We start from the raw sequence: 24,608 nt of genomic DNA, 5'->3' as shown, positions 1-24,608 counted from the left end.
TGACTATAAATGCTAGTCACTATAAAGGCGGGATGAATATAAACAAGACAGCCAACAACAGGCGGTGAGCTGCACTGCCTGTTGTATGGGCGGGTGACAATGACTTAGTCGTTGGCTCGGGGATCGAGCGGGCTGATATATCCATCAGGCTTGATCGCAAGCAGATCGCAGTCGAGCTGATCAATCATATGCTCTGCTGTGTTGCCGATAAAGACAGCCGATAGTCCAGTGCGGCCAGTTGTTCCTAGGATCACCAACTCTGCATCTAACTCTCGTGCGATATTAGGAATGACATCCTCTGGCAAGCCTTCTTGAACATGGGTTCGCGTCTCTTCGATGTGATGGCGCTGACGCAGTGCCTTCATGGCGGTGAGATGGTGGCCTCTGACGGCATCGGTATAAGCACTAGGATCAAAGTCAGGTAGCTCAATAGTAATATTCACCGGTGTTGCTGGGTAGGCGTTCGCAAGGTGTAGCTCAGCGCCCAGCATCGCACTCATCACGTTGCCTTCATCGACTAATTTGTCGTTGAGTTCGGCGTGGGTTTCTGTTTCTGAAGCCACGTGAACGGACGCGACAATTTTACCTTTATCCGGCCAACCATGCTCTTTTACCAATAACACAGAGCTGGGACATTTACGGAGTAAGTGCCAGTCCGTTGGGGTAAAAATCACTGAACCTAGCGTGTCGTGCTTGTGCGTCGCTTTGACGACAAGATCATGCTGATGACTGAGTACGCGCTCGACAATCGCTTCGTAAGGACGGTTGTGCCAAACGACGACTTTTTCAATCTCACAGTCTTGTGCATTGTGGGACTGAATGATCTCATTCATCCATTCTTCACGCTGGTGCATGACTCCTTGACGCATGGCTTGTCGTTCATCAGACGAAAGCATCGAGGTCATTTCATAAGAAAAGTCGTAAATGGCGAGAAAGAGCGTAAGCTTAACCGCAGAATCACTTCGTTGGCTGAGCGTGACCGCACGTGATAACGCGGGTTGTTGTTCTTGGGAAGGATCAATAACGACGAGAAGGTTGCTGTACCTGGACATATCTGCCTCCTTTGCACAGATGCATCGGTTACTGTCACTTTAACCTAGTTGACCGGGTAGCGCGAAATAATTCATGGTTCCGATAGCAAAAAAGAGAAATGGCGCATTAAAGCGCCATTTATTAACAACTTATTTACCCAAAGTAGGCTTAAACCAAACACTCTTCGTCAGCAAGGCGTGCCAGCTCTTCTAAGTCTAACACTGTAATGTATTTACCCTTTACCGCGAGAATCTCTGATTTTTGGAAACGGCCTAATAGACGACTAATGGTTTCCACCGTTAGACCCAGATAGTTACCAATGTCACCACGAGTCATGGTTAGTCGAAACTCACGCGGTGAAAACCCACGTTGTGCAAAGCGTTTTGAAAGGCTATACAGGAAAGCGGCTAAACGCTCTTCTGCTGTTTTCTTCGATAAAAGCAAGATCATGTCTTGATCACCTTTTATCTCGTTGCTCATTAGTCGCATGATTTGCTGACGAAGCTTTGGCATCTTGCCAGATAAATCGTCGAGCGTATCGTAGGGGATTTCGCAAATCATCGATGTTTCTAACGCCTGAGCAAAACTTGGATGCTCATTATCGTTAATGGCATCAAAGCCAACTAAATCGCCTGCGAGATGGAAAGCCGTAATTTGCTCATCACCTTGTTCAGTGATGGTATAGGTTTTAACCGTTCCTGAGCGTATCGCATAGAGCGCTCGAAGATTATCACCGGCTTTGAACAATTCTTGGCCTTTCTGAATAGGTTTTTTGCGCTCAATGATGCTATCCAGTTGATCCAACTCTTGCTCATTTAACGTAAAGGGAATGCAAAGCTGGCTTATACTACAATCCTGACAATGGATCGCACAGCCACCAGACTGAACCCGCCGAGTGATGATCTTATTCGACACCATACACCTGCCTGATTTTGAAAACGTCAATTAACATATTACACCATTATCGTGTGCTAGGTCGACCTTATATAAGGAGTTTCAATGCACCTTGTAAGGTGTAGAGGCCATAAACTGCCAACATTATGGCACATGTCAAGCGTACTAGACGATTATTCAGTATTGGTTTAATTCGTTCTGCAAACGCGCCAACCGTTAACATTGCCGGTAGCGTTCCGAGCCCAAACCCTAGCATAACTAATCCGCCGCCAGACGCACTTCCCGCAACGGCAGCCCAACTGAGTGCTGAATAGACAAGGCCACAGGGTAACCAGCCCCACACCACACCAAAAGGGTAGGCATAGAGGGGAGAGCGCAACGGCATCAACTTAGAAGAAAGAGGCGAAATATAGCGCCAGAGCTTGCTACCGATACGCTCAATATAACTCAGACCATTCCATAATTGCGCCATATAAGCGGCCAGCAATAGCATCATTACTGCGGCAAAAAGTCGCAATACGGCAAGGTGGTGAGTGAGGTCAGAGAGCGCGAGCAACGAGGCAACTGCGCCCCCAATGAGTGTGCCCGCTACGATATAAGAGGTTATCCGGCCTAAATTGTACAAAAGAATATAGGGCCATTTGGCACGCTCAGCAGGCACCCCGAAGGACATGGCCGCTGCGACACCGCCACACATACCGAGGCAGTGGCCAGCGCCGAGCAAGCCAATCCCTAATGCACCGATAAAATCAACGTTTGTCATGATGTGAAGAGTCAGTGTTATCAGCGTCATTTGACTGAGGAGTGGGCTTTTTCTCTGGTTCTTCTTCATCGAAAAGAATAGAAGAGCCTTGACGCTCAAGATCTTCAAACTGATCGGATTTTACCGCCCAAATAAAGACGACGCCGGCGACACACACCAGCATGATCGCAATCGGAATCAAGATGTACAAACTAGCCATAACGCTATCCTTATTTTTTATTGAGCAGGCGCAGCGAGTTAGACACCACAATAATGGAGCTAGCAGACATTCCGACCACAGCAACATATGGCGCGACAAAGCCCATGACAGCCAAAGGCAAAATGGTCACGTTGTAGCCCAATGCCCAGGCTAAGTTTTCTCGAATGATCCGTCGCGTTTGTTGAGCAAGACGTCTTGCAGTTAGCAGTTTTTCTAAATCATCACCAAGAAGTACCATATCGGCGGATGACTTCGCGATATCGGTTCCGCCTCCCATGGCAACGGATAAATGAGCACCCGCTAAAACGGGCGCATCATTTACACCATCGCCGATCATCAAGGTAATTGTACGACTATCAAGGCTTTGAAGATATGATAGTTTGCCTTGAGGAGACACGCCAGAAACAACAGAGTCTATACCGAGCTCATCAGCGACTTGTTTGACATTGCGTGACTGATCGCCGGTTAACATTGTCGTTTGGATGCCCGCGTCCTTGAACGCGGCAAGTAATCTGGCACTACTGGGCCGGATGGGGTCGATAAGCGAGAATGCCGCGACCGGTTTGTTATCGCAGCTGAGTATGACCGGATACGATTGGTAGCTTTCAGCCCCGTCTGATAACGCGAAACTGGCTTTACCAATGCGCCAATATTGGCCATCGATAGTGCCACTCACGCCTTGCCCGATATGATTATCGGCAGCGCCGACGTTGACTTTTTCCGTGGCCCGAGCCTGAAATGCGTTCGCTATCGGGTGATTGGCGAACGCTTCCAGGCTAGCGGCAATATTGATCACCTGTTGCTCTGTCAACGTGTCGCTGTTGATCTCAATCGTACTGATTTGCACGGTGCCTTCGGTTAATGTGCCGGTTTTATCGACCACTAATCGGTTCACTTTGGTTAACGTTTCTAAGACATGTCCTCGACGCAACATAATGCCGAGTTGACCAAATGTTGACGTCGAGCAGGTCAACGCGGTAGGTGTCGCTAACGACAGCGCACAGGGGCAGGTTGCAACGAGCACCGACAGCATGATCCAAAAAGCATCATCAGGTCGAGAAAAGTGCCAATAGAGCCACGTCGATGCAGAAATAATAAGAATAGCAGCGACAAAATAACGCGCAATTTGGTCCGCCAAAACAGCGACTTTAGGCTTTGCCATCTGTGCTTCATCTTGTAGGCGAACAATGTGCGCGACGAGCGATTCTTTATGGTTATTAATGACGGTGATGTCAACATTGCCCTCAACATTCATGGTGCCGGCATACACGGTATCACCGCTTTGTTTGGTTTGTGGCAACGACTCTCCGGTCAACATGGATTCGTCTACTGATGTTTTGCCTGACAGGATTCGCCCATCGGCGGGAAAAGGCTCTCCCGGTAACACCCGAACGTGATCATCGACCTTTAAGCTGTTGGCCGGAACGGTTTCACCCGTAAGGTGACGTGCCATCTTCGGCACCAATTTCAATAAATTGGCACTGGCTGCTGCCGCTGTACGCCTGGCGCGCATTTCTAAAAAGCGCCCCAACAATAAGAAGAAGGTGAACATTGCCACCGATTCAAAAAAGACCTCACCTTTACCTGTTACCGTTGCGTATAAGCTCGAGAAATAGGCAAAGAGTAGGGCAATCGAAACGGGGACATCCATACCGAGCGTTCTGGCTTTTAGATTACGCCATGCATTTGTGTAAAAAGGTAAGGCGGAATAAAGTAGAACAGGGGTGGCAAAAATAAGACTAATCCAGCGGAAGTAGTTGCGAAAGGTTTCATCCATATCGCCAAACACTTCGAAATACATTGCCACCGCTAACATCATCACCTGCATTGTCGCGAGGCCAGCAATCCCTAACCGATAGAGATATTGTTTCATATTACGATGGTATTGCTGCTCTTGCTTATCCGCTTCAAAAGGGGCAGCTTTATACCCAAGATGATGAATGCGTGTGAGTATTGTGCTCAGTGATGTTTCGCTATCATCCCAACGAACCAGGGCACGGTTGGTGGTGGTGTTAACTTGAATATGGGTAACCCCCTTGGTTCTCTGCAATTGTTTTTCAATCAGCCATGCACAGGCCGCGCAAGAAACGCCATCTAATGAAAGGGGGACTTCTTTTTGATCGGCAACATCACGAACAAACTCTTGTTGTATATCTTGGTTATCATACAAAGTCAGTGATTTAAGCTCTTCTGGCACCAACTCTGCTTTATCTGCGTTCTCGGTACGATACTGATAATAAGAGCTCAAACCACTGTCTACGATAGTGGTTGCCACAGCCTGGCAGCCAGGGCAACACATAAGGCGAGGTTTATCGAAGATCACGACTTGGAAGGTGTCGCCTGTTAAAACAGGATCACCACAGTGATAACAGGGAGTAGTCATGGTTATTGTTTACCGCTTAACGTCAGAGTATTCGAGAGAGGGAAATTAATACGACCGTTGACCTTCCACTGTTTGTCAAACGACGCCAGTTCTATAAACCAAGGGCCGGACATAGGCTCGGCCAAATCGATATGATAAATCCCAGCTTGATTTGGGTTTACCATGACATTCACGTCCTTACGCTCTAAGGTACGATGTTGTATGTGAACTTTCAGCGTCGGAAATGTATCAAGTTGCCCTTTATCAAGTGCGATGGCAATTGCGTCTTCAGTCGCTGACAGTTGCGCTGAAATACCAAGTTGGTCTGCGACTTTCAACTTCGATAAATCAAGGTTAATGGCTTTTCCTTTCTTGTAATAGTCTTCCGCAACAAGAGAAACCGCATTTTTTTGAAATAACGCAAAGGTAGATAGACTCGCGACGACGACAGTCGCTGGTAGGGCGATAAGGAACCAAGGCCAAAACTGCTTGTACCAGGGGGGTATCATCTGAAGCTCCTTGGGATGAGCATTAGGAAGCCCCTGCAAGCAGGGGCCAGTTTATACGTAAGTCTCTATTCTACTTCAGGATTACTCAAACGCCATACATAGGCAGAGAGTATCTGAATTTTTTCTTCGCCAAGATGCGCTTCCCATGCGGGCATAACACCTTGACGGCCACCACGAATGGTTTGTTCCACCGCTCGACGTGAGCCACCGTATAGCCAGATGTTGTCGGTTAAGTCCGGCGCACCGAAAGCAGGGTTACCTTTACCATCTGTTCCATGACAAGCGGCACATACCACAAATCGGGTTTTACCTTTTGCAGCCATTTGCGGGTCGACTTTACGGCCTGACAAACTTAACGCGTAAGCGGCAACTTCTTGGACACCCTCTTCACCCATGGTATCTAGCCAAGCTGGCATATTGCCTTTTCGGCCGTGGAGCAAAGTGGCTTTGATGGTTTCAGGTTCACCACCGTATAGCCAAGCATCGTCCGTTAGGTTAGGGAAGCCGGCTTGACCTCGTGCATCCGACCCATGGCAAGCAGCACAGTTTTGGCTAAACAAACGTTGGCCAACCTTTAAGGCTTCTTCATTGCGCGCAATTTGTGTTATCGGACGCAGTGACTTGCCATCTTCTTGATAAGCGAGTTGACGGAATGCCTCACCAAACACTTTGTCTGCAGCGTCGAGTTCCATCGCGTATTGGTTAATGTGCTGAGCTTCTTGTGCCTTCGCCATTAACTCGCGTGATTCATCAACGTTGCTAACATTTTGGTAAGAGCTCTTCCAACCTAATACACCAGCAAAGTTACCTAACCCCGGGTAAAGGATGAGGTACCCCAAACCAAATACCAATGTGGCCCAAAACATGTATGACCACCACTTGGGAAGTGGGTTATTCAGCTCACGAATACCATCGTAGTCGTGACCCATGTCATCGCCCTCTGCGACGCCCATTTTATCTTTGGTCGTCCAAATGATAAGGGCAGCACAGCCAGCAATCGTGCCGAGTACGATGACTGTTACGAAGATACTCCAAAACGTACTCATTAGCGATTATCTCCTGTCTTGTTATTGGGCTTATCCTGACCCTTTTCTTCTTCGTCGAAAATCAGGTTAGCCGCTTCATCAAAGTGTTTTTTGCGACGTTTGCTATAAGCCCAAACAACGATCCCAATGAAGCTAACAAATAGGACCACGGTCCAAATACTATGAAAGGTGCCGATATCCATAGGCCCTCCTTATTACTTCATTGCGTGACCTAGTGACTGAAGATAAGCAATCAACGCTTCTATCTCCGTTTTGCCTTTAACCGCGGCTTCTGCGTTCTTAATATCTTCATCGGTGTATGGCACACCAAATTGATCGCGGAACACTTCAAGCTTCGCAGCCGTTGTCTCTCCGTCTAGCGTATTTTCTGCTAGCCATGGGAAACCAGGCATATTCGATTCAGGCACGACGTCACGTGGGTTAATCAAGTGAACGCGGTGCCATTCGTCAGAATACCGATCCCCAACACGGGAGAGATCAGGACCTGTACGTTTAGAACCCCATAAGAATGGATGCTCCCACACGCTTTCACCTGCAACGCCGTAGTGACCATAGCGCTCAGTTTCGGCCCGGAATGGACGAACCATTTGGCTGTGACAAACATTACAGCCTTCACGGATGTAAATATCACGTCCTTCCATCTCTAAGGCTGTATACGGACGAAGGTTATCAACCGGTTCAGTGGTTTGCTCTTGATAAATCAGTGGTGTGATTTCCACTAAGGCGCCAAAACTAATGGCGACAATGATTAAGATCGCGAGCAAGCCTGTGTTTTTTTCTACTATCTCGTGGCGATTTGAACTCATTTAATCGTCCTCCTTACACCGCAGGCTCAAGCGATTTCAAGCTAGCTTCCGGCGCACGAATCGTTTTATATGCGTTGTAAGCCATCAAGAACATGCCTGATAGGAAAATTGCACCACCGATAAAGCGGACAAAATAGAACGGGTAGGAGGCTTCTAATGACTCCACAAAGCTGTACGTCAATGTGCCATCTGTATTCACTGCGCGCCACATCAAGCCTTGCATGACACCAGAAATCCACATCGCGACGATGTAAAGTACGGTACCAATGGTGGCTAGCCAGAAGTGTACGTTTACCAGTGAAACGGAGTACATACGCTCTTGACCAAACAGTTTTGGAATCAAGTGGTAGATAGAGCCGATTGACACCATCGCAACCCAGCCGAGCGCACCAGAGTGCACGTGGCCAATCGTCCAATCGGTATAGTGCGATAGCGCATTCACCGTTTTGATTGACATCATCGGCCCTTCAAATGTCGACATACCATAGAAGGACAGAGACACGATTAAGAAACGCAGAATCGGGTCATAACGTAGTTTATGCCATGCGCCAGAGAGGGTCATAATACCGTTAATCATACCGCCCCAAGAAGGCGCAAATAAGATCAGCGACATCACCATACCCAGCGACTGAGTCCAGTCAGGCAAAGCCGTATAATGAAGGTGGTGAGGTCCCGCCCAGATATACAGTGAGATGAGCGCCCAGAAGTGGACAATAGACAAACGGTAGGAATAAACAGGACGACCGGCTTGCTTGGGAACGAAATAATACATCATACCCAGGAAGCCAGCTGTCAATAGAAACCCGACCGCATTATGTCCATACCACCACTGTACCATTGCATCGACTGCACCGGCATAAATGGAGTAAGACTTCATCGGTGAAACTGGGATTGCCATGCTGTTAACGATATGCAAGACAGCAATGGTCAGAATAAAGGCACCGAAGAACCAGTTCGCAACGTAAATATGCGAGGTTTTACGCTTAATTAATGTGCCAAAGAACACGATAGCGTATGCCACCCATACCACCGCAATGGCGATATCGATTGGCCACTCTAGTTCAGCGTACTCTTTGGAGGTGGTGTATCCCATTGGCAACGAGATAGCTGCTGAAAGGATAATGGCTTGCCAACCCCAGAAGGTGAACTCTGCTAACTTCCCTCCGAATAACCGTGTTTGACAAGTACGTTGTGCAACATAATACGACGTTGCAAACAGCGCACTGGTACCGAATGCGAAAATCACTGCGTTAGTATGCAGTGGACGCAAACGGCTGTACGTCAAATACGGAACATCAAAGTTCAGTGCAGGCCACACTAACTGAGCGGCAATAAGTACACCTACCGCCATGCCCACAATACCCCACAAAATGGTTGTTAGAGTAAATTGGCGGACAACGCGGTAGTTGTAGTCTTGTTCAAGCTGCTTAACTTGGCTCATATTGCATGCTTCCACTTTTGGTTAACTACACTCACGTTTGATACGGACGAAGCCTCCGCTTCGTCTATTAACATACCTTTTTTACTAAATCGCTCGGCTGCGTACGGATTTTAACCGCTTTATACACTCCGTTGCTATTTCTTTGTAAAAATGGCATTTTCGACCAGAATCATACTGTAGATACTGGTTAAAAAACAGGGGCTAACCCACACACTTCGTGAGGCTTACCTCCCTTTCTGATAAAACTTTGACCTCTGTAACATGGAGAAAGCCACACATGGCAGCAGAAAAACTCACTCGCGGGCGATTAGCGCAAATTATCGTTATGCTTACACTTTTAGTGATCGCCTTCTTTTGGCGCACAGTCATTTATACGCCAGGACTGACAATTATAGATTGTAAGGATGCGACTGGTTTTTGTGGCACATCACAATCTCAAGAAAAAGTCGCGTATGAATGGATAAGGAAGAATGACACTATATATTTTTCTTTAGTTTCAGAGAGTAAACCTCACTCCGCGTACTGGGATCAAAAGGGGAAGCAATCACCTGAGCTAAGCATAAAACAGGTTCAAGAAGGGGAAGGATACCGGACTAATTGGCAATGGTCTCGTCACGATCTCCCTACCGATATGGGTATATTTAACGTTGTCTTTGATCGGTATCAATTTAAATTTAATTACCCAGAAAAAGGATAAATAAGTGCGGTTTATATCGTATTTATCGATGCAGTGCTTTATTACTAAAGAAAATGCTTATTTATGGTGGTTTTTATATTTACACAGTTACAGTTTAACGCTAAAAACTTGATTATTAATGCGTTTTGATTCTTCCCCTAAAAGAAAGCAAACCAGTGGTGATAAAACTTCGCACTTTTCACGCACTGATAATGTTTCATCACCACTGTTAAAATTGTGATCCAACCAGAAAGTGACACTGTTAATCCGTTGCAAGAAATTTGTGTCCGGTATGTCATCGAGACGGGGCTTTATTAGCCCCCCATGTGGAGAAATCATGACACAAGCCGCGTCAGCTTGACAAAATTGATCTAAAACTGGATACCCCAACAGTCGCATGTACCGTTCACCGTCTTTGGCAACCTGAACTACGCCAGTTAGCGGTGCAAGTTGAGATACACTTTGCGATAAGGCAGCGGTAAGAGCGTCGACGGTAAGCGCCGGAACTGATTTAAATCGAACTCTAGGTTCATGAGCAACGATATCAAGTGCAGAGGCCTGATTGTGATCGATAATAATGGGGGTATAGCCTTGAGCGGCAAGTTGATAAGCAATCGTGGCGCCTAAAGTGCTCGCGCCACCCAATAGCGCAACGGGTCGACAATCCATGTTCAACGCTCAATTGATATAAAGGGCGTATAGGATACGTCAGTTTAGAATCTATTTCAGCCACCGAGAACAATGAATTGATCGCTTGATACATGTATCATTAGCACTGTCATACACTCATATTCCTATCAACGTAACGGTGACATGAAGATAGCAACGGCACGAACTCAAGCTGATGACGCAGTACAAGCCGCCTATGCATTGGCGCGCACCATCAAAACGCGTATCAGTACGCCTAAGCTTTTGATGATCTACTTTACTGAGCATTATGACGTTCAAGCGCTTCAACGTACCTTATATCGTCTTTTTCCGGGCGTACCACTCATCGGCTGTTCTACGTGTTATGGCGTGATGACCCAAAATGGATGTACCAGCGGTCCTGCGGCAGCTATCTGGGCATGCAGTGATGATAAAGGGAGTTATGGCTCAGCCTTAGTCTCCCATCAAGCACACCGCCATGTGCGCGACTCGGCGCGTATGGCACTGACTCAAGCGATTGAAGAAAGTGGGCGATGCGGCGAGTTACCCAAATTGATTGCGTTGCACAGCACGCCTGGTGAAGAAGAGGCAACCTTATCGGCAATCCGAGAAGAGCTAGGCGTATCTGTTCCCGTCATCGGTGGTTCGGCAGCGGCAGAAACAGTCGGTGGAAACTGGGCTATTTTCGATCACAAGGAAACAGCAACGTCCGGCATCGCGATCAGCGTTTTTTATCCCTCAGCTCGGGTCAGTTACTCGTTCCATTCTGGCTATGCGCCGACTCAAAGGCATGCGACGGTGACGGATGTGCGTGGTCGCGCATTGGTGAGCTTAAATCATCAACCTGCTGCCGAAGTGTATAAACGCTGGTACGAGTCAGAAACTGGATTGACTCTTGATCCTACAGATTCGCTTTTCTCTCAATCTACGCTTTATCCGCTAGGCACTCAAACCGGCACAATACATGGTTTGCCATACTACACATTGTCGCATCCGACATTTATTAATGCGCAAGGTCATATGGAGTTATTTTCTCAGCTTGAGGTTGGCCAAACTGTCTATTTCATGTCGGGAACCAGCGAGGGACTCATTTCGCGAGCCAGTCGAGTGGTGGAATCAGCAAATGATCATGCATTGTGTCAGCCTGAGCCTCTGGGTGGATTAGCGATCTACTGCGCTGGATGCATGTTGCATGTAAAAGATCGCCTCGACCAAGTGGCTGATAATATCAATACGGCCTTGTATAACGCTCCTTTTGTATGCCCCTTTACGTTTGGCGAGCAAGGGCTCTTTAAAGGGGGAGAGTTATCTCACGGTAACTTAATGATCTCGGCTGTGCTATTTCATAAGGATTAATCAAGATGTCGAAACGCTTATCGGCTTCTGAACGTTCAGACTCTGAATCGTTGCAAGAAACCTTATTTGAACTCAGCCGCGTTGAGGCCAGAGAAAAACGGCTAAGAGAAGAGAACGATGCAATTCTGTCTGCCATTTCTGCTATGACAGAAGCCACATCAAAGACAGATATCTTTGCGTCATTGCTCGACGTTATTCATCGCTATGTGAGTTTTGATAGTGCGGTCGCGCTGAGTCGCAATCGTGAAACGGAAGATGCGTTTCGCTGTTTAGTGTCTACGGAGCGATTGCTAGAAACGGTAACGTGGCAAACAGGGGACGTGTTTCACCGTTGTGTAAAAGGAGAGACGGTTGCTATTTATAAGCCAGGCATGATCAAAGAGCTTCACTGCTTAACCCATCAATATGCCAGTTATCTTCAAGGTACAGCACTGATCAGCGGCTTAACGGTCAATGACAGCGAAGTCATGCTGATTTTATTTTCACATCGTCGTGATTCGTTCAATAACGAAGCTCAGCAGGTCGTCGATCGATTTCGTCCATTGATCGAGCGGACCATTATGGATATCGACTATCGACACCGCTTGCATGCGCTTGTCAGTAGCCGAACCCAGGAGCTTAATGCTAGTCGTCAACGCTTCCAGGATTTTGCACAAACAGCAAGTGACTGGTTTTGGGAGCTTGATAATGCGTTTCAGCTCACGTATCTATCTTCGCCTAATACAGATATCCATATTGATGCCGAGGCATTGCTGGCGAAAATAAAATCAGATAAAGAACTAAAAGCACGGCTTGAACAGCTTATATCCCGCGAAGAATCTTTTAGTGACATTGAGTGGCATATTGCATCTCGTGCGCATGACTACTGGGTGAGCCTCTCTGGCCGACCTTGCTACAATAAAAAAGGGCAATTGTCAGGCTATCGCGGCACCGCCAAAGATATTACCGCCACCAAGCGTCGCGTTGTCGAGCTGCAACAAGCGCGCCGTCAGGCTGAACTGGCCAATAATGCCAAATCACAGTTTCTTGCTGTAATGAGCCACGAAATACGGACGCCGCTAAATGCGGTATTGGGCTTGATTGATGCACTACAACATTCGCGGCTAACCTTAGAGCAAAAAGAGTGGGTAGGGCAGATGGATAAATCCGCTCAACTGCTATTGACATTAATCAGTGATGTGCTTGATTTATCTAAAATTGAGTCAAATCGCTTTTCCCTCTCTCCCTCGTTGATGAAGCCAAGTGACTGTGTCACTAACGTTTATCAACAGCTCATTGATCGTGCCGATAAAAAACGTATCCATTTATCCGCATCAGTGTCTCCCTCTGTTCCTGATACGCTTTATATGGATGAGAATCGCTTTACTCAGATTTTACTTAACCTAATAGCCAACGCGTTAAAGTTCACCGACCAAGGCGGTGTGACAGTGTCACTTAACACGGATGGTGATGTACTGATCCTGAGGGTAAAAGACACGGGAATTGGCATTGATGAAAGCCAGATTGGACGAATTTTCGATCCCTTTACCCAAGCAGACGGCAGCATTACTCGTCGGTTTGGTGGAACAGGCCTTGGTTTATCCATCTGTAAAAAACTGGTTGAGATGATGGGTGGACGTATCGATGTAGACAGTGAGCTTGGCCAGGGCACAGACTTTTGTGTTCGCTTGCCCATTGTTGCGACCCCACAAGATGCCGAAAAACATCAGCCAACGCCGGCGATACCGGCAGGCAATGTGCAACCTATGGTGATTTTAGTCGCTGAAGATAGCCGCGCCAATCAGATGGTTGTGCGTTTGATGTTAGAAAAGCAAGGCCACACTGTGGTGCTTGCATCAAACGGCGAAGAAGCGCTAGAGCATGTAAAGCAGACTGAATTTGATATTGTTTTAATGGATATGTCGATGCCAGTCATGGATGGCATTGCCGCAACAAAAGCGTTACGCGCATCTGGCTTTAAGCAGCCCATTATTGCTTTAACCGCCAATGCCATGGACGAGGACAAGCAACGCTGTGTTCGGGCTGGCATGAACGATTTTGTCACTAAACCAGTGCGAGCAGCGAGTCTGAGTGCGGTGCTTTACACGCATCAGCCGTTAACGCTTTCTGATCACTAATTACCGCTGAGTTGAATCGAATTAGACCAAACGTGTTGGAATAATGACGATTAAAGGAAGTAGTAATTAGCTATTTTATGGTAAATAGCTAATTACGTTCAATGGCAATCAAAAAGAGCAGTGCGCGATAGCATGACCCCACATAGAAACCTTATCTAGTACCGTATTTAACATAATCTATATAATGCGCACTGATGTTGGGAGTGTAAATGAGTCATTTAGTCATGTCTTGTTTGAGCCATTCACGCCGTATCGCCTCGATGCTCAATGTGTGCATTGTAATTATTTGAATGACTGATGCGGGAACACATTTTTAATTCGTTGCTGAGTACGATGATCAATACTGCGCGACAGCACGACTTTTGCGGGCTTAAACCGATTGCTATATACCTTTACTGTCCCCGTAAACGGATGACGTTTCGCGATATCTTGGCAATCATGTAAAAAACCTTTCGGTACTTTGCCTTTATGACGCACTAATTGGCCATCCTTAAACGCTATCACCAGCAATGGCCGGTCGATCAACATAAATGCGAGAAATATGGCAAAAGAAATCAGTAAAAAGTAGCCCATACTGCATGCTCACTTATTGATAAAAGGTTTTACATATCCAGCAAGTTGCTAAGATCTTGCTTTAGCGTATCCACTTGCTTATTGGCACTTTCTGAGCGGTTAGCCTCAGACAATAAATATTCAATCGTGTCAGACAAGGTCGCATCAAGCTCATGGGCCTTTTGCGACAGCTTTTCCCATACGCGATAGTCTAAATCGATCGACTTTTTACGCGTTTGCTCTTGTTCAGCATTAAAGTGGCGTTTTCGCTTGGCACGAATGGCTTGCTTGAGTTTTTTATCTAATGATGGCGCCATGTGCTTGTCAATCCACTGTTCAACTCGCGTGGGTTCATGCTCAAGGGCCAGCAACGCATTAACGGCAGTATTTGCCTCGTCTGCGTCGATGTATTTTGTGACAGCGTCACCATCTTTCCATTTTTTTACCAAATAGGCCCATTTCCAGCCTGCTTCAAGGTTTTCGAGTTGTTGATATTTCATATGCCAAGCTTCAGTCACGCCAATGAGTGACAGCGTAACACTAACTCGCTGCCTGTTCAATTATCACACACCTAGATACGCACCCTACCCGTTGGTTATTTATCCCTTCGTTATGGCGCCATTTTATTACCGTAGTGTGTTATCCTTTATGCTTTAACCATTCTAATCTTAGTCAGTAATCATAGACATGCATGAAGTTGATTGGCGTGATGCCAAACCACATTATTCTCAGTTTTCCCCAGACATCGCACAGTTTGAGTATTTAGAGGCCGCCACGCTACTGTCGCTGCAGTCACGTTTAACCCAGGCTCTGCAGTGGTTGATGTCATCTTCGTGCCCGACACGTTGCCTGACCGTCATGTCTGCTGATCTTCCACACTATCTTAATGCATATCGGGATGAGCTAGTCGCAAAATGCCCGAGTTCGCCTGTTTTAATTGGTGAGGCCGTTACAGAGTCGACGCTATTCGGGTTTGCTTATAATAATAATAAAAATGTGACAGCGTCACAAAAAAAATCGGGCTTACTCCATCAAGCCAACGGTGGCGTTTTAATTTTAAAAGTTGCCGATATTTTGCAACAACCTCGTGTTTGGGTGCGTCTGAAGCAATTTTTATCGACAGGTAATCTGGCTTGGCAAACAGCGCGTCCCGATCAAATAACCGAATTGCCCGATGAAAGCCTTGATGTTCGACTGGTATTGGTTGGCGATAGGCAGTGGCTGGCCGATTTTGAAACCAACGAGCCTGACCTTTACGATGGCTTATCTGCTTATGCTGAGTATGAACAAGACATTGAGCTCAACGCAAGTAATATCACGCCCTACTTTTCTTGGTTAAAAGGTATTGTCACCACACTGACCGCTTTAAGTGTCTCCGACTCCGCGCTGGTGCGTTTACTCCAAGCGGGTGCACGAGAAAGTGAAGATCAGTTACGTATGCCACTTTGTCCTATTTGGTATCATCAATTATTGGCTGAATCACTGATGACGGTCGATGAGGTATTAGACGGCAATGCGATTGATGCGGCCATTACGCGCCGTTATCAGCGAGCTGCGTATTTGCCAGAGCGTGCCATTGAAGACATACACAAAGGACAAGTTTTTATTGATACTCGCGGTGAACATATTGGTCAAATCAATGGTCTCACTGTGATTGAGGTGCCCGGTCATCCATTGAGCTACGGCGAGCCAGCTCGGATATCATGTGTGGTTCACTCTGGCGACGGTGATATTGCCGATGTTGAGCGCAAAGCGGAATTAGCCGGCAATATTCACGCCAAAGGAATGATGATTATGCAAGCCTTTGTGAGCGTGGCCCTAAATCTTGATGATCCCCTTCCTTATTCGGCATCCATTGTGTTTGAGCAATCTTATAGCGAGGTCGATGGAGACAGTGCGTCATTGGCCGAACTGTGTGCTTTTGTCAGCGCCCTTTCTCAACAACCGATTAATCAAGCCATTGCGATAACGGGAGCCGTCGATCAATTTGGTCGCGTTCAGGCCGTTGGCGGAATCAACGAAAAAATTGAGGGATACTATCAAGTTTGCGCACACCGAGGATTAACTGGCCAGCAAGGTGTGGTGTTGCCGAAAACGAATCTATCATCCCTTTGTTTACGCAATGATGTCGTTGAAGCCATTAAAGCTGGACAGTTTCATATTTGGGCGGTAGATGATGTCGAGCAGGCTCTACCTCTTGTGACGGGTCTCCCATTCTCAGGAGAAGAAGACGAGACATTACTAAGAAAAATATCTAATCGAATAAATCATTTTCATACTGATGAAAAACAAAGCTGCAACAGTTTGTTTAAACGCATAAAAAACTGGTTTGGCCAGTACTGATCCGAGTTGTTTGGCGTACACGTGTACGCTAAACTGCTCGCAATTGAATAAGGAGCAGTTTAGATATAATGAAACGCCAAAATTCCTATAATCGCGATGATCTACTCGCATCGAGCCAAGGTGAGCTTTTTGGTCCAGGACGTCCACAGCTTCCTGCCCCTAACATGTTGATGATGGACCGTATCACCAACATTACCGATCAAGGCGGTGACTTTGATAAAGGCATAATTGTCGCTGAATTGGATATCAATCCCGATCTATGGTTTTTCGATTGTCATTTCCCTGGTGACCCTGTTATGCCTGGTTGTCTGGGTTTGGATGCGATGTGGCAGCTAGTTGGCTTTTTCTTAGGCTGGATCGGTGGCGAAGGCAAAGGCCGAGCCCTCGGGGTTGGCGAAGTAAAATTCACAGGCCAAGTTCTCCCTACTGCTAAACGGGTTCGTTATGAGATTCATATGAAGCGTGTAATTAATCGCAAACTGGTAATGGGTGTCGGTGATGGCCATGTCTTTGTCGATGATAAAGAGATTTACGTCGCTAAAAATTTAAAAGTCGGTCTTTTCCAAGACACATCAGCATTCTAAGTGTTTCAGTAAAGCCGGTGCCTTCGCCGGCTTTACTTTTATTTGTTCTCCCCCGTTAATTTTCCCTTTCCCTTTCCCTTTCCCTTTCCCTTTCCCTTTCCCTTTCCCTTTCCCTTTTGAGACTTACGTTAACGTGACAATGATTTTATAATTTTTATATAGGTGACTAATGAAATAAGACTATATTTTTAAAGTTATAGTGCGTTAGGTGGCTATTAAAAAGGCCTTATCATAAGATAAGGCCAAACATATTACGGAAATGGACTACTTCATCATCTCTGATTTACTTGTTCTGCCTTCGCGCCATCCGCCAAGCCAGTAGCTTCTTGCATCAGTTTGTTGGTAAGGACATATCTCAGACGATCGACCGTTTACTCCCGCTTGAAAGCCTTTTGACTGTGCGCGTTCCAAACGATCTCGCTTCTGTCTTTTCATAGGGTCGCCCTCTTCATTCCATCTTGTTCAATGCTGCGCTTGCTATTCGCAAGAATGCTCCCGTCCATGACGTTTTTATGAAGCATCAACTACAGCTTCGATCATGAACATTTTTTAATCAAGCACTATCGCTGCTGTAAAAGACAAACTGTGAGTCATCTCCCCCCAAAAGTGACACCGTCACTCACTCTCTTGTTGCATTGCCTCCAAGGCTTCCCAACGTTCAAACGCTTGCTCAAGCTCGTGTTCCGCCTCTGCCAATCGAGTAAGTTTAGGCTGAGTAATCTCCTGACTTTTCGAGAAAAAATCAGGATCATTCATCTCTGATTGCAAGACTTCAATTTCGTTTTCTAATGCTTCAAGCTGCGCAGGTAAACCTTCCAATTCACGCTGTAATTTGTACGAAAGCTTCCGCGGTTTACTTTTCGGTTTTGCCGTCTTTTGTTCCGTATCAGCGTGACGGTTTGATGGGGTACCTTTATCATTTGGGGTAATCGCTTTGAGGTATTGCTCACGTTGTTGCTGCGCATCGTGATAGCCACCCACAAACTTATTGATCGTGCCGTCCCCTTCAAATATCCAACTGTGGGTCACCGTATTATCAACAAACTGTCGATCGTGACTGACTAACAACAAGGTTCCTTGGAACTGAGAGAGTAAGTCTTCCAGCAGCTCTAACGTCTCAATGTCCAAATCGTTTGTTGGCTCATCAAGCACTAAGAGATTCGCAGGCTTGAGGAAAAGTTTGGCTAACAGTAAGCGATTTTTCTCTCCTCCCGAGAGGGCCTTTACCGGAGTTTGTGCACGTCGTGGATGGAATAAGAAATCTTGCAGGTACCCCATCACGTGGCGCTTACGCCCACCGACTTCAACTTCTGTTTTTCCTCCCGCCAAGTTATCAATCACGGTCTTTTCGGGATCGAGTTTTTCGCGGTATTGGTCAAAGTAGGCCACATCCAGCTTGGTGCCAACATGTAAAGAGCCACTGTCGGGCGTCAGCGTCTCTAGCATCAGTTTTAGCAGTGTGCTTTTTCCGCATCCGTTGGGGCCGATTAGCGCGATGCGATCACCACGCATCACCGTAAAGCTCAGCGGTTTAATTAACGGTTCATCTTGATAAGTGAATGTCACGTTTTCAGCTTCAAAAACAATTTTTCCTGAACGCGTTGCATCATCCAGTTGCAAGTTGGCGTTACCTTGTAACTCTACGCGGTTAGCGCGCTCTTGACGTAACGCTTTCAGTTCTCGCACCCTTCCCTCATTACGAGTACGACGTGCTTTAATACCTTGACGAATCCATGATTCTTCTTGGGCCAGTTTTTTATCAAACTCAGCGTTTTGCTCAGCTTCAACCCGTAGTGCCTCTTCTTTACCATCAAGGTAGGCTTGATAATTCCCCGGCCAGGATGTCAGCTTACCGCGATCTAAGTCGACAATGCGTGTTGCCATGGCGCCGATGAACGAACGATCGTGTGAGATAAATACGATCGCGCCCCGAAAGTCTTTCAAAAATTGCTCTAACCACAGAATGGTCGATACATCAAGATGGTTAGTCGGCTCGTCGAGGAGCAATACATCGGGCTCGCAAACCAGAGCCCGGGCTAATGCTGCCTTGCGCTGCCAGCCACCTGACAACGCGTTGAGCGCGGTATTACCATCCAGCCCAAGGGCACCAAGAACCACCATAATTTGGTTATCAAAGCGCCATGCATCGGCATGATCTAGCGCTTCTTGTACCTTTGCCAGCTCGGCGATGTTTCGATCGCTAGGATCGGTTTCGATCGTTGCGATCAGTTGATGGTATTGCTTAAGCTTATCGCCCGCATCGGCAAGCCCTTCCGCGACATAGTCAAACACGGAACCTGGGCTATCTCGAGGTGGATCTTGCTCCAGTCGTGAGACTTTAAGCTCGGATTGACTTTGAATAGTGCCATCATCAAGTTGCACTTGTCCGTCGATGACCTTCATCAACGTAGACTTGCCTGCGCCATTACGTCCAACCAAACAAACACGCTCTCCGGGCTGGAGAATGAAGTCTGTTTTGTCTAACAATGGATTGTCGCCATACGCTAACTGCGCAGCGGTAATTTTAATTAATGCCATTTTGCGATAACCAAGCTTGTAGTTGTATGTGATCAAACGGCCAGCCTAACTCTGCGCTCACCTCTCCTGCTTGATTGCGAATTGCAATCACCGGAATAGTGACGCCGTAACGCTCAAAGAGCGTATCGTCAAAGGCAATATCTTGGGTTGCAAGTGGCGTTTGATAACCGAGTGATTGATAAAGTGACCAGGCTTGCTCACACAGATGACAGCCTTCGGTACTGAATAACACGAGTGTCATGCAACCACGTCCTGATGCTGAATAATCCAACAATTGTGAATATGGGGATTACGTGCAAAGTCTTCTGGGATCGAACGCTTACTCATATTTTCTGCATTAAGTCCGGCATCGGCCAATCGCTCAAGATCCATCTTAAAGTGGCGTTTGTTATTAGAGAAAATAATTTCGCCCCCTTGACGCAACCGTGCTTTGAGAGCCAATAGTAAATCGATGTGATCGCGTTGCACGTCAAAGGTTGTCTGCATCCGCTTCGAGTTAGAGAAAGTCGGTGGATCAACAAAAATAAGATCAAATTGTTGGTCCGATTGCTCTATCCACTGCAAGCAGTCGGCCTGTTCAAACTGATGCTGACGCCCGACCATTCCGTTAAGCTTCATATTGCGCTCAGCCCACGCAAGATACGTTTTCGACATATCCACGGTGGTCGTTGACCGTGCACCACCGACCGCTGCATGTACCGATGCACTTCCCGTATAAGCAAACAGGTTAAGTACATCTTTTCCAGCCGCTTTCTCGCCAATTAGTCGACGCGTGTAGCGATGATCGAGAAACAAGCCGGTATCGAGGTAGTCATAAAGATTAACCTCAAGTGTTACACCGTATTCCTGTACGGTCATAGTATGCGCGGCACCTGACAGCTTTTGGTATTGATTATTCCCTTTTTGCTTCTCACGCGTTTTGAGCACAACTTTATTCGCATCAACACCTGTGACAGCAATGGCAGCACGCACCATATCCAGCAATCGCCGACGTGCCTTTTCTGGGGCGATCGTCTTAGGTGCCGCATATTCTTGGATCACTAAAAAGTCGCGATAGCGATCAATCGCGGCTTTGTAATCCGGCAGGTCAGCATCATAGAGTCGATAACACTCGATGGCCTCTTTTTTCGCCCATTTATCCAATTTTGTCATATTTTTACGGAGCCGATTGGCAAAGTCAGGGGCAACGTCAACCGTCGGGGCCGCATCTCCTGCCTCTTTCTCGCCACGCGCGGTAATGGCATACGTTTTCATTACGCAATCAAGGGCGCCATTGCGCAGTGCAAACTTGTCATCGGCACGCATCCGCAGACAACTAAGCAGCTCGTCCGAGCCGGAATATAAAGAGACAGTGTTACCTGCAAACGCGTGCTTAAGATGGTCACCCAGCTGCGTGTACAACGCAATCAGTCCAGGCGTCGTGCCTAAACGCTCACCATAAGGGGGATTTGAGATAATATGCCCTCCGGTGAAGTCTTCTGGCGGGACGACCTCAGTGGCATCTGCGACATCAAATTCGATCAATTCTGCGACACCCGCGCGTCGGGCGTTTGCCCGGGCCGTCTCAATCATACGTGCATCATTATCTGTCCCATAAAAACGCGTTTGGCATTGGCTCACACCGCGTTTAGCTTTAACGCTCGCCTCTGCTTTGATCGTTTTAAAAGCCTCGTCATCAAAATCAAGCAGTGATTCAAAGCCCCAACGTTTGCGCTTAAGCCCAGGAGCGACATTCGCGGCAATCATCGCCCCTTCAATCAGAAGCGTTCCGGAACCACACATGATATCCATCATAGGTTGCCCGCTTTGCCACCCACTGCGTAACACTAACGCTGCTGCATGGGTTTCGCGTAAAGGAGCCGCCCCTGCCTGAGTACGATATCCTCGTTGGTGCAAACCACTGCCAACCATATCAATACCGAGCACACCTTTATCTTTCGACAAGCGCATATGAATGCGTAAGTCTGGTTGCTCACGATCAATACTTGGCCGTGGCAGATTGGCTTTTTCAAATTTATCGACAATCGCATCTTTGACTTTTAGGGCACCATATTGGCTATTGCGAATCTCTTGGTTAGTACCGTTAAAGTCAACCGCTATCCGCTGGCTGGAATGGAAATGATCCGGCCAATTAATCGCCGTAGCGCCAAGGTATAAATCCATATCATCGCGAACCGCGAACTCACCCAGCACCAGCACAAAACGGGATGCAACCCGACTCCACAAACAACATTGATAAAGCGTGGAATCGTCGGCTTTAAATTTTACACCGGCATGGACTTGCTTAAGGCTGGATGCACCAAGCTGTTCAAGCTCCTGAGCCAACAAATGCTCGAGACCTCGAGCGGTTATAGCGAGATAGTGTTTCATTGAGTCTCTACACCCTCTGGGCGTGGTTGTCATAATGGCGCCGATTATACATCAATCTGACCCGCCCCGTTGACCCAAGGCGAAACAATCTCCGTTGAATGGTGAATTAATCGCCACCCCACTGTTTCTGTAAAGAATCAATCACCCGATGATTATTGTTTCCCTCAGGAATCCTATCTCAGCAAACCCTGACCGACTACGTTTCCTGGTGGAAACACGACCTAATCAAGGCGCGCCACGTCTAGCATGATGTGTTAGAAAATATAACGTGTAAGCATTCACTTTGCCTTAAGAGGCCAGTTATGGCGGGTTGATAGGTGTGCAGAATTCGATTATTTCCCGCTAGGAATTAGGTTAGCCTCTAAAAAACTGGTATATACCAGGAAGCGATTAAGGAAAGGATTATTGCTGTAAAACAGGAAAAAGCTGTAAAGATTTGCCGTTAAAGCGGATAAAAACGCGACGAAAATACCCAATTTTAGACATTATTGGTGCACGCTTTTTGCTCAAACGTGAAGAGAGATCACAGGTTTTAGACGCACCTGTTTGGTATCAGAAACATTAATCGCGCAAAAAGAAGTGGGAATAGTGACGTCAAATCTAGGGGGAAGGTTGGATAAAAGAAAACGTGAGCTGAGTGAAAGCCACTCAGCCCACTAACGCAAAGCGACCTTTTTGGCTATTAGTTTGGTGTTTAGATTGCGATAGCCGGTCGTTCATTACTTTAATCGCACCACAAAACGCCATGGTTTTATTTGCGCTCAGTTCAAAATCGGCTTCGCGAGCGAGCATGCATAGCGAGGCTGAACCGGCGTTTTCTATAATAATAAATGGCGCCCTGTCCCCGGTTTGGCTCGTGAGTTCGACAATCTGCCCCCACTCGGGTGCGGCGATCGTTTCTTGTTGCGTCTCAAAAAACCAACTTTTGGGTAGCACAGGTTTGTGGAAGCGATGGGCTGCCACTGCGTTCAAAGCAAGCTCTGCCCGGCGCGGCCCGGACAGTGACAGTAATGACAGAGGATCTGTCAGATACTGAAAAAGCGATGCGTCCTCAACTGAAAATGGGGATGTCGAGAACGCATCAGGGATGAGATGTTTGGCATTGATCGCCACGCGAAAAACCATGTCATCACCCAAATCGAGCATCAGTGATGTCGATGCATCATCGAAATACCATCTCCATGCATTGTTAGGTTTTAACATACTTCAGCTCCCGCGAAGACTCAAAAACTGGGGGTCTGGCGATATCAAGACTGCCATTGACTGAAGTGTAATGGGTTGAGGGCAAAAAAAAAGGGGAAGAAACCCTCCCCCTTTTCGCCTTAAGACTTTATTTTTTAAATTAAATATGACGAACGATTTGCTTCACTAAGCCTGGACCTTGATAAATAAGTCCTGAATAGAGTTGCACTAAATCAGCTCCAGCCTCCAACTTTTCACGTGCCGCTGTCACTGAGTCAATACCACCAACGCCAATGATCGGCATTGCTCCATTGAGTGCGCGATGAAGTTGACGAATCACTTCCGTACTTTTCAACTGTACCGGCCGGCCACTTAATCCACCAGCTTCACGGTAGTGCGGCATCCCATCCACCAGCGAACGCTCTAACGTCGTATTGGTCGCAATCACGCCATCAATGTTATGGCGAACCAAACTATCAGCGACGTGTTGGATCTCATCACAACTTAAATCAGGTGCAATCTTCACTGCAAGGGGGACATATTTGCCGTGTGTTTCGGCTAATTGACCTTGTTCCTTTTTTAACGCACTGAGCAACTCGTCAAATATGTTGCCATATTGCAAACTTCGTAACCCGGGAGTGTTCGGTGAGGAAATGTTAACCGCAATATAATCAGCATACGGATATACTTTTTGCATGCAGGCAATGTAGTCATCGGTGCCCTGCTCAATGGGTGTATCTTTATTTTTACCGATATTAATACCGAGCACACCCGTAAAATTTTTCGCCTGTTTCACGTTTTCAATCAGGGCCTCAACACCATGATTGTTAAACCCCATTCGGTTAATAATTCCTTCCGCCGCTTTAAGGCGAAAGAGGCGCGGTTTATCATTACCTGGTTGGGCGCGTGGGGTAACCGTCCCCACTTCCACAAAGCCAAACCCCATGGCGCCAAACGCTTCTATACACTCACCATTTTTATCTAACCCTGCGGCTAAGCCTACTGGATTGGTAAAATGCAGTCCCATGACAGTCACTGGGCGAGGAGGAAGATGCTGAGAGTATAAAAAGCGAAGCGGTGTGTGATGGAAACGGGAAAGCGTTTTGATGGTTAAGTCGTGTGCTTTTTCTGGATCTAACTGAAAGATAGCCGGTCTGGCGAGGCGGTATAGCATTATCCCTCCTAATAAA

Annotated in this window: 24 protein-coding genes; 5 read left to right on the top strand and 19 right to left on the bottom strand. The window is 47.0% G+C overall.

Annotation, left to right across the window (positions count from 1 at the left end; all coding sequences use genetic code 11):
• Positions 1 to 104: 104 nt before the first annotated feature.
• From uspE to ccoN, 10 genes are all read right to left on the bottom strand, one after another.
• Positions 105 to 1,052 carry a universal stress protein UspE gene (gene uspE / locus BZJ21_RS02960; protein ID WP_021023201.1) on the bottom strand — a complete coding sequence of 316 codons (948 nt, stop codon included), beginning with the start codon at positions 1,050 to 1,052 and terminating at the stop codon, positions 105 to 107.
• 148 nt (positions 1,053 to 1,200) lie between these two features.
• Positions 1,201 to 1,950: an FNR family transcription factor gene (locus tag BZJ21_RS02955; protein ID WP_077460521.1), complete on the bottom strand. Its 750-nt coding sequence runs from the start codon at positions 1,948 to 1,950 to the stop codon at positions 1,201 to 1,203.
• Between the two features lie 64 nt (positions 1,951 to 2,014).
• A complete protein-coding gene (locus tag BZJ21_RS02950) occupies positions 2,015 to 2,689 on the bottom strand; it encodes a sulfite exporter TauE/SafE family protein (RefSeq protein ID WP_077576005.1) in 675 nt (224 codons plus the stop codon).
• On the bottom strand, positions 2,676 to 2,888 hold the full coding sequence (gene ccoS, locus BZJ21_RS02945; protein ID WP_077661177.1) for a cbb3-type cytochrome oxidase assembly protein CcoS: 213 nt from the start codon (positions 2,886 to 2,888) through the stop codon (positions 2,676 to 2,678). The genes BZJ21_RS02950 and ccoS overlap by 14 nt, the downstream gene beginning before the upstream one ends.
• A 10-nt stretch (positions 2,889 to 2,898) precedes the next feature.
• On the bottom strand, positions 2,899 to 5,271 hold the full coding sequence (locus tag BZJ21_RS02940; protein ID WP_077669091.1) for a heavy metal translocating P-type ATPase: 2,373 nt from the start codon (positions 5,269 to 5,271) through the stop codon (positions 2,899 to 2,901).
• Positions 5,272 to 5,273: 2 nt separating this feature from the next.
• Positions 5,274 to 5,759, bottom strand: coding sequence for a FixH family protein (locus BZJ21_RS02935; RefSeq protein ID WP_077669090.1), 486 nt, complete (start codon positions 5,757 to 5,759; stop codon positions 5,274 to 5,276).
• 65 nt (positions 5,760 to 5,824) lie between these two features.
• On the bottom strand, positions 5,825 to 6,805 hold the full coding sequence (gene ccoP / locus BZJ21_RS02930; RefSeq protein ID WP_077647425.1) for a cytochrome-c oxidase, cbb3-type subunit III: 981 nt from the start codon (positions 6,803 to 6,805) through the stop codon (positions 5,825 to 5,827).
• Positions 6,805 to 6,987, bottom strand: coding sequence for a cbb3-type cytochrome oxidase subunit 3 (locus BZJ21_RS02925; protein WP_077460525.1), 183 nt, complete (start codon positions 6,985 to 6,987; stop codon positions 6,805 to 6,807). Before BZJ21_RS02925 ends, ccoP begins: the two co-directional genes overlap by 1 nt.
• 12 nt (positions 6,988 to 6,999) lie before the next feature.
• Positions 7,000 to 7,611: a cytochrome-c oxidase, cbb3-type subunit II gene (gene ccoO, locus BZJ21_RS02920; RefSeq protein WP_077460526.1), complete on the bottom strand. Its 612-nt coding sequence runs from the start codon at positions 7,609 to 7,611 to the stop codon at positions 7,000 to 7,002.
• Between the two features lie 13 nt (positions 7,612 to 7,624).
• Positions 7,625 to 9,052 carry a cytochrome-c oxidase, cbb3-type subunit I gene (ccoN, locus tag BZJ21_RS02915; RefSeq protein ID WP_077460527.1) on the bottom strand — a complete coding sequence of 476 codons (1,428 nt, stop codon included), beginning with the start codon at positions 9,050 to 9,052 and terminating at the stop codon, positions 7,625 to 7,627.
• 277 nt (positions 9,053 to 9,329) lie between these two features.
• Here ccoN and BZJ21_RS02910 point away from each other — a divergent pair, with 277 nt between their 5' ends.
• Positions 9,330 to 9,749 (top strand): hypothetical protein, encoded by a 420-nt coding sequence (locus BZJ21_RS02910; RefSeq protein ID WP_077669089.1) that lies wholly within the window; start codon positions 9,330 to 9,332, stop codon positions 9,747 to 9,749.
• Between the two features lie 87 nt (positions 9,750 to 9,836).
• Here the strand turns inward: BZJ21_RS02910 and BZJ21_RS02905 are convergent, their stop codons facing one another.
• On the bottom strand, positions 9,837 to 10,373 hold the full coding sequence (locus BZJ21_RS02905) for a hypothetical protein (RefSeq protein ID WP_158009949.1): 537 nt from the start codon (positions 10,371 to 10,373) through the stop codon (positions 9,837 to 9,839).
• Between the two features lie 168 nt (positions 10,374 to 10,541).
• Between BZJ21_RS02905 and BZJ21_RS02900 the strand changes: the two genes are divergently transcribed.
• Both BZJ21_RS02900 and BZJ21_RS02895 read left to right on the top strand, forming a co-directional pair.
• A complete protein-coding gene (locus tag BZJ21_RS02900; RefSeq protein ID WP_077669088.1) occupies positions 10,542 to 11,732 on the top strand; it encodes an FIST signal transduction protein in 1,191 nt (396 codons plus the stop codon).
• Between the two features lie 5 nt (positions 11,733 to 11,737).
• The gene (locus BZJ21_RS02895; protein ID WP_077669087.1) at positions 11,738 to 13,849 is read left to right on the top strand and encodes an ATP-binding protein; all 2,112 of its coding nucleotides are present in this window, start codon (positions 11,738 to 11,740) and stop codon (positions 13,847 to 13,849) included.
• A 282-nt stretch (positions 13,850 to 14,131) separates the two neighbouring features.
• Here the strand turns inward: BZJ21_RS02895 and BZJ21_RS02890 are convergent, their stop codons facing one another.
• Together BZJ21_RS02890 and matP are read right to left on the bottom strand one after the other, a co-directional pair.
• Positions 14,132 to 14,422: a DUF3634 family protein gene (locus BZJ21_RS02890; protein WP_021023215.1), complete on the bottom strand. Its 291-nt coding sequence runs from the start codon at positions 14,420 to 14,422 to the stop codon at positions 14,132 to 14,134.
• A 29-nt stretch (positions 14,423 to 14,451) separates the two neighbouring features.
• Entirely contained in the window at positions 14,452 to 14,901 is a 450-nt protein-coding gene (gene matP / locus BZJ21_RS02885) for a macrodomain Ter protein MatP (RefSeq protein WP_077460551.1), read from the bottom strand.
• A gap of 187 nt (positions 14,902 to 15,088) precedes the next feature.
• Here matP and BZJ21_RS02880 point away from each other — a divergent pair, with 187 nt between their 5' ends.
• Complete coding sequence (locus tag BZJ21_RS02880; RefSeq protein WP_077669086.1) at positions 15,089 to 16,744, top strand: AAA family ATPase; 1,656 nt, start codon at positions 15,089 to 15,091, stop codon at positions 16,742 to 16,744.
• 68 nt (positions 16,745 to 16,812) lie between these two features.
• Positions 16,813 to 17,328, top strand: a complete 516-nt coding sequence (gene fabA, locus BZJ21_RS02875; protein ID WP_077669085.1) for a bifunctional 3-hydroxydecanoyl-ACP dehydratase/trans-2-decenoyl-ACP isomerase — start codon at positions 16,813 to 16,815, stop codon at positions 17,326 to 17,328.
• Between the two features lie 264 nt (positions 17,329 to 17,592).
• Here the strand turns inward: fabA and rmf are convergent, their stop codons facing one another.
• The 6 genes from rmf to pyrD form a co-directional block, all read right to left on the bottom strand.
• Entirely contained in the window at positions 17,593 to 17,763 is a 171-nt protein-coding gene (gene rmf, locus BZJ21_RS02870; RefSeq protein WP_077460554.1) for a ribosome modulation factor, read from the bottom strand.
• Between the two features lie 180 nt (positions 17,764 to 17,943).
• A complete protein-coding gene (gene uup / locus BZJ21_RS02865; RefSeq protein ID WP_021023219.1) occupies positions 17,944 to 19,866 on the bottom strand; it encodes an ATP-binding cassette ATPase Uup in 1,923 nt (640 codons plus the stop codon).
• Positions 19,853 to 20,107: a glutaredoxin family protein gene (locus BZJ21_RS02860; RefSeq protein WP_021023220.1), complete on the bottom strand. Its 255-nt coding sequence runs from the start codon at positions 20,105 to 20,107 to the stop codon at positions 19,853 to 19,855. Before BZJ21_RS02860 ends, uup begins: the two co-directional genes overlap by 14 nt.
• Positions 20,104 to 22,236 (bottom strand): bifunctional 23S rRNA (guanine(2069)-N(7))-methyltransferase RlmK/23S rRNA (guanine(2445)-N(2))-methyltransferase RlmL, encoded by a 2,133-nt coding sequence (rlmKL, locus tag BZJ21_RS02855; protein ID WP_077669084.1) that lies wholly within the window; start codon positions 22,234 to 22,236, stop codon positions 20,104 to 20,106. Before rlmKL ends, BZJ21_RS02860 begins: the two co-directional genes overlap by 4 nt.
• 648 nt (positions 22,237 to 22,884) lie before the next feature.
• Positions 22,885 to 23,439, bottom strand: a complete 555-nt coding sequence (locus BZJ21_RS02850) for a cell division protein ZapC (protein WP_021023222.1) — start codon at positions 23,437 to 23,439, stop codon at positions 22,885 to 22,887.
• 139 nt (positions 23,440 to 23,578) lie between these two features.
• Positions 23,579 to 24,592, bottom strand: coding sequence for a quinone-dependent dihydroorotate dehydrogenase (gene pyrD, locus BZJ21_RS02845; RefSeq protein WP_077460557.1), 1,014 nt, complete (start codon positions 24,590 to 24,592; stop codon positions 23,579 to 23,581).
• Between the last annotated feature and the right edge of the window lie 16 nt (positions 24,593 to 24,608).

It is taken from the genome of Salinivibrio costicola subsp. alcaliphilus, assembly GCF_001996185.1.
Classification (GTDB): Bacteria; Pseudomonadota; Gammaproteobacteria; order Enterobacterales; family Vibrionaceae; genus Salinivibrio; species Salinivibrio costicola.
Note: the sequence above shows the minus strand (reverse complement) of the source record. Positions and strands in the feature narration are given on the sequence as shown.